Source organism: Protofrankia sp. Cj3 (genome assembly GCF_917627355.1).
In the GTDB taxonomy this organism is placed as follows: domain Bacteria; phylum Actinomycetota; class Actinomycetes; order Frankiales; family Frankiaceae; genus Protofrankia.
Genome location: NZ_CAKJTR010000084.1, coordinates 1213 through 6660, shown reverse-complemented (window position 1 = coordinate 6660; position 5448 = coordinate 1213). Strand labels below are relative to the sequence as shown.

Here is a 5448-nt window from a genome sequence, read left to right as displayed (position 1 = left end):
TCCGCTGCGCCTAATGTCTCCTGTCACGTTCTCGTTTCACAAGTTCACAAGCTCCAGGGAGACCGTGATGCGGGTTTGCGACGGAATGAGCGCTCTGGTCCTGATGATCGGACCAGAGCACACCCTGCGTCAGGCGGCGCGGCTCATGGCCGATCGGAAGGTCGGCGCGGCGATTGTGCACGATGTCGACGGCCAGGGATACGGAATTCTTACCGAACGTGATGTGCTGATGTCGGTGGCGGCGGGCCAGAACCCGGATCTCGAACTGGCCGGTGATCATATTACCCGTGATGTCGTGTTCGCTGATCCAGAGTGGTCCCTGGATGAGGCCGCCGCGGCAATGCTTCGCGGCGGGTTCCGACATTTGATCGTTTGCGAGCGTGGCGGGGTGGCCGGGGTGCTGTCCATGCGGGATGTTGTGCGCTCCTGGAGCAGTCAGCGTTCCGTTGTTTAACCGGTGGCTCTCGGTTGTTTGATCGACTGCTGCTTCCGCTGGTTTTTTTGCTCCACCGGTGGATATCACTGCCCAAGTCGGGCGCTGGACGCACACGATTCCCGACATTGGCGCTACGGTCACGGTGTGCAGGAGGAAGAAGCGGTCGCGCTGCTCCAGGCGACCACATTGCTGAAGGAACTGGACGAGCCGGCGCTGGCGCGGCTGGCCGCACGCTCGGTCGTGCGCCGGTATCGCCGCGGCCAAGTTGTCTTTACTGAAGGTGATCCATCTGACACGTTGCTGGTAGTGGCCGCTGGGCGGTTGAAGGTGCTGACGACGGCCGACGACGGCCGTGACCACGTTCTCAACATCGCGGGCCCAGGTGAGACCCTCGGCGAGCTCAACATCGTCGAGGCTGGTCCGCGGTCGGCCAGCGTCGAGGCGCTGGAGCCCAGCGAGGCCCTGGTGCTGGACCGCGCGGCCGTGTGGGAGCTGGTGCGGGAGCGGCCAGCCGTCGCGGAGCAGCTCATCCGGGCGCTGGTCGCCCATGTCCGTCGCCTGACCGGGGCAAACGCGGACTTGGTCTTCCTTGACCTGCCCCGCCGGGTTGCCAAGCTGCTCCTGCTGCGGATGCGGGAGTCCGGGCGCCCATTGATCGAGCTTGGTCTGACCCAGACCGAGATCGCCTCCCTGCTGGGCGGTTCCCGTCAGTCGGTCAACCAGGCCATGCGGGAGTTCGAGAAGCGGAAGTGGATTCTGGCCGAAGGGCAGACGATCACTATCCTCGAGGTCGAACGCCTGCGCCGCTTCGCTGGCGACTGATGTGTCGGTGTTGATTTTGCATCGTCCAAGCATTGGCTCAGTGTTGGCTCGATGCCTGGCCGGGCGCGGCTGAGCGGGCGCTTCCCGGCTCCGGGGGGCACCGCCGTAAAGTGGTCAGCCGGCGGTGAACCTGCCCACGTCGCGCGTACCGGCTGCTCACCCCTGCCGCCGGGCGCGTGACATCCCCGGAGATCACGCAGGTGAGAGGCGCGTTGTGCTTCCAGAGGACCCAGGCTCCTTCCATGTTTATGACACGACGCTGCGTGACGGGACCCAGCAGGAGGGGCTTTCGCTGTCGGTCGGCGACAAGCTTGCGGTGGCCCGCCATCTCGACGAGATAGGCGTGGGTTTCATCGAGGGCGGCTGGCCCGGATCGAATCCCAAGGACGCCGAGTTTTTCCGCCGCGCCCGTACCGAGCTGCGCCTGACCCACGCCAGGCTCACCGCGTTCGGCGCGACCCGGCGTGCCGGGCTGGCCGCCGCTGACGACCCTCAGGTCGCGGCCCTGCGGGACGCCGGCACGGATGTCGTCTGTCTGGTCGCGAAGGCCGACCGCCGGCACGTCGAGCGGGCTCTGCGCACCACCCTCGCCGAGAATCTGGCGATGATCCGGGACACCGTGACCCATCTGCGTGCCGAGGGCAAGCGGGTGTTCGTGGACGCCGAGCATTTCTTCGATGGTTACCGTGCCGACAGCGACTACGCCCTGGCAATGGTCGGGGTCGCCGCCGAGGCTGGCGCCGAGGTCGTCGTCCTCTGCGACACCAACGGCGGGATGCTGCCGACCCGGATCGGGGACGTTGTCAGCGCCGTCCGCGGCGCCACCGGCGCGCGGCTGGGTATCCACTGCCATGACGACACCGCCTGCGCGGTCGCGAACACCCTGGTCGCGGTCGAGGCTGGAGCCACCCACGTCCAGGGGACCGCCAACGGTTACGGCGAGCGGTGCGGCAACGCCGACCTGTTCAGCGTGATCGCCGGATTGGAGACGAAGCTCGGGCGCCCGGTGCTGCCCGCCGGCAAGCTGCGCGAGCTGGTGCGGGTGTCACATGCCATCGATGAGATCACCAATCTGGCTCCCGACACCCACCGCGCGTACGTCGGCGCGAGCGCGTTCGCGCACAAGGCCGGGCTGCACGCGAGCGCGGTCAAGATCGATCCGGACATGTACCAGCACGTCGATCCGGCCGCGGTCGGCAACGACATGCGGATGCTGGTCTCGGAGCTCGCCGGCCGTGCCACGATCGAGCTCAAGGGCCGGGAACTGGGGCTGGACCTCTCCGGCCAGCGCGAGGCCCTCGGGCGGGTCGTGGACCTGGTGAAGGAGCGAGAGGCCGCCGGTTACGCCTACGAGGCGGCGGAGGCGTCCTTCGAGCTGCTGCTGCGCGACGAGGTCGAAGGCGAGCGGCGTTATTTCACCCTCGAGTCGTGGCGCGTGATCGTCGAGCGGCGGCCCGATGGTGAGCTCGTGAGTGAGGCGACCGTCAAGCTGCTCTCCCGCGGCATGCGGCACGTGTCCACGGCCGAGGGCAACGGCCCGGTCAACGCCCTTGACCGGGCGTTGCGGGAGGCGCTGGAGAAGGGCTACCCGGGCCTGGCCGACCTCGACCTCGTCGACTACAAGGTGCGCATCCTCGACGGCAGGTCCGGCACTGGCGCGGTGACCCGAGTGCTGGTGGAGACCAGCGACGGCCGCGACCGGTGGGACACGATCGGTGTTGACGAGAACATCATCGCTGCCTCCTGGGAGGCGTTGGCGGATGCGGTCACCTACGGTCTGCGCCGCCAGGGCGAAGGTGCCGGGCGCGACGCCCCGCCCCGGGTACGCCCGGAAACCGCGGCCGGGAAGGCAGAGAAGACCGGGGAGGCTACCACGGTGAATGGGGCGACCACGTAGTGCGCTTATGATCCTCGTGTCCGGCGACGGCGGGGGATGATGTGGGAGACGGGACAAGCAGCGGCGCGGCCGGCGGCAGCAACGATCGTGACAGCGGAGATGACGCTCCCGCGACGGACCGTCCACCACGGGTGTTTGTCTCCTACGCCCACGGATCGCCCGAGGACGACGACACCGTCCGGGATCTGTGGATCTTCCTGCGGTCGCGGGGGATCGACGCGAAGCTCGACAAGCCCGCGGCCGAACGCCGGCAGGACTGGCCGTTGTGGATGCTGGCCGAGGTCCGTGCGGCCGACCACGTATTGATTATCGTCTCGCCGCAGTACCGCCGCCGCAGCGAGGGTGAGGCCGCCGCGGATGAGGGCCGCGGGGTGCAGTTCGAGGCAGCGCTGATCCGCGAGGAGCTGTACCGCGACCGGCCGGCCGGGATGGCGAAGTTCCTGCCGGTGCTGCTGCCCGGCCGTTCGGTCGAGGACATCCCGGCGTTCCTCGGCCCGTACTCGACGACCCACTACCCGGTCACGGAGATCTCCGCGAGCGGCATGGAGGCGCTGCTGGGCGTCCTGACCGGTCAGCCGTACGAGGTTGAGCCGCCCCTCGGAGAGCCCTGGGTAAGGGCCACGCGCCCGGTTGTCGTGCCGGATGCCCGGGTGCCGGGCGGGACGCCGCTGGCCGCCGGTGCCCCGCGGCGGCCGGCTCCGCTCGTCCATGAGATCGTCGCTGAGGTGCGGCTCGCCGACGGCTGGCTGACCACGCGGACGGTCCTTGCCGACACCGTGCTGGGGGAGCGCGGCACGGCGTTGCCGCTCGGGCTTGACACGGTGTGGACGGCACAGCCCGCGGATCCGGCGGGCGCGGGCACGTACCTGTCCGACGCAGGCCACCGGTTGCGCGACGCGCTGTTCGACGCCGGTACCGCGCGGCACCTGACCGAGCTGATCGACGCCGCACCGTTCGGCACGGTCGTCGACATCGTGGTGGAGGCCGACGGCCCGGCGCTTGCGCTGCCCTACGAGCTGCTGCGGCTGGCCGGCGGAGGCGGCAGGCCCCTTGTCACCATGCCCGGTGTGCGCCTGGCCCGCCGGGTCGCCGGGCTGAGCCGGCAAGGGATGCCGAGCCGGGTCGCGACCCCGCCGTTACCGGGCCCGTTGAAGATCCTCGTCGCGGTGGCGGCCCCGGACGAGACCCGGACGCGGAACGCTCCGCTCGACGTCGAGGCGGAGATGCAGGCGATCATCGACGCTGTCCAGCCGGTGGCGGGTACCGGGGCCGCGCAGGTCACGATCCTCGAGGTCGCCGGCCTGACGGAGATCGCCGACGCGCTGGGCGGCCGGAGCGCCGCGGGCGATGCCGGTTACCGCGTCGACGACAGCTACCACGTGCTGCACCTGTCCGCGCACGGCTCGCCGTCCTCGGTCGAGCTGGAGGACGAGGACGGCAACCCGGTCACCATCGGTGCGCAGGAGCTGGTGGACGCGCTCAAGGGCGCATCCCGCCCGCTGCCGTTGATCGTGCTGGCGTCCTGTTCGGGTGCGGCCCGAACTGAGGGGCTCGCGGAGAGCCTCGTCCGCGGCGGGGCCGACCGGGTCGTGGCCATGCAGACGACCGTCACCGACCGTTATGCGACCGACCTGGCCAGGGTCTTCTACGCGGAGCTCGCCACCGGCCGCGCCGGGTCGGTGGCTGCGGCGCTCGCCGAGGCCCGTCGGCGGGTGGACGCCGATCGCCAGGCGGCCGCGCGGGCCACCGGCCGGCTCGCGGCTCCCGAGTACGCCACCGCGACGCTGATTGCCGCGGCCGGCGACCCGCCGCTGCTCGACGCCGCTGCTGGCCGGCAGCCGCTGGCCCGCCCGTTCGCCGCGCCGGCCGGTGGCAGCGTCCGCGAGCTTGCCATGGGTGACCTGGTCGGGCGGCGCCGGGAGGTCCGCACCGCGCTCGCGGTGTTGCGGGGTGGCCCGGCCGCGGTGGAGCGCTGGGGCGCGGTTGCCGGCGTGGTGCTGACCGGGCCCGGCGGGATCGGCAAGACCGCGGTGGCCGGGCGGGTAATGGCCCGGCTGCGGGCTGACGGCTGGGCGGTGGCGGTGCACGTCGGCCGGTGGAACCCGCCGTCGCTGATCGCCGCGACCGCGCAGGCCCTGCGCGGCATCCCGGTCCCGGAGTTGGTCGAGGCGCGGAGCGCCCTCACCGACTCCCGTCACGAGGAGACGGACAAGATCGCGCGGATTCGGGAATTGCTGGGCGAGCACCGCCTGTTGCTGCTGTTCGACGACTTCGAGCAGAACCTGACCGAGGA

The 5448-nt window shown here is 70.4% G+C and carries 4 protein-coding genes; all 4 read left to right on the top strand.

Annotated elements, in window-relative coordinates; all coding sequences use genetic code 11:
* Window positions 1–67 precede the first annotated feature (67 nt).
* Window positions 68–454 (top strand): cyclic nucleotide-binding/CBS domain-containing protein, encoded by a 387-nt coding sequence (locus MJ783_RS13150; protein ID WP_239310725.1) that lies wholly within the window; start codon window positions 68–70, stop codon window positions 452–454.
* A 126-nt stretch (window positions 455–580) separates the two neighbouring features.
* Complete coding sequence (locus tag MJ783_RS13145) at window positions 581–1258, top strand: Crp/Fnr family transcriptional regulator (RefSeq protein ID WP_239310714.1); 678 nt, start codon at window positions 581–583, stop codon at window positions 1256–1258.
* A gap of 214 nt (window positions 1259–1472) precedes the next feature.
* Window positions 1473–3155 (top strand): citramalate synthase, encoded by a 1683-nt coding sequence (gene cimA / locus MJ783_RS13140; RefSeq protein WP_239310713.1) that lies wholly within the window; start codon window positions 1473–1475, stop codon window positions 3153–3155.
* A gap of 41 nt (window positions 3156–3196) precedes the next feature.
* Window positions 3197–5448 (top strand): CHAT domain-containing protein (locus tag MJ783_RS13135; RefSeq protein WP_239310712.1); only part of this gene is annotated, 2252 nt, incomplete at its 3' end.

Coding starts and splice junctions, on each gene's coding strand:
- MJ783_RS13150 (WP_239310725.1), top strand. CDS start 68: ATGCGGGTTTGCGACGGAATGAGCGCTCTGGTCCTGATGATCGGACCA.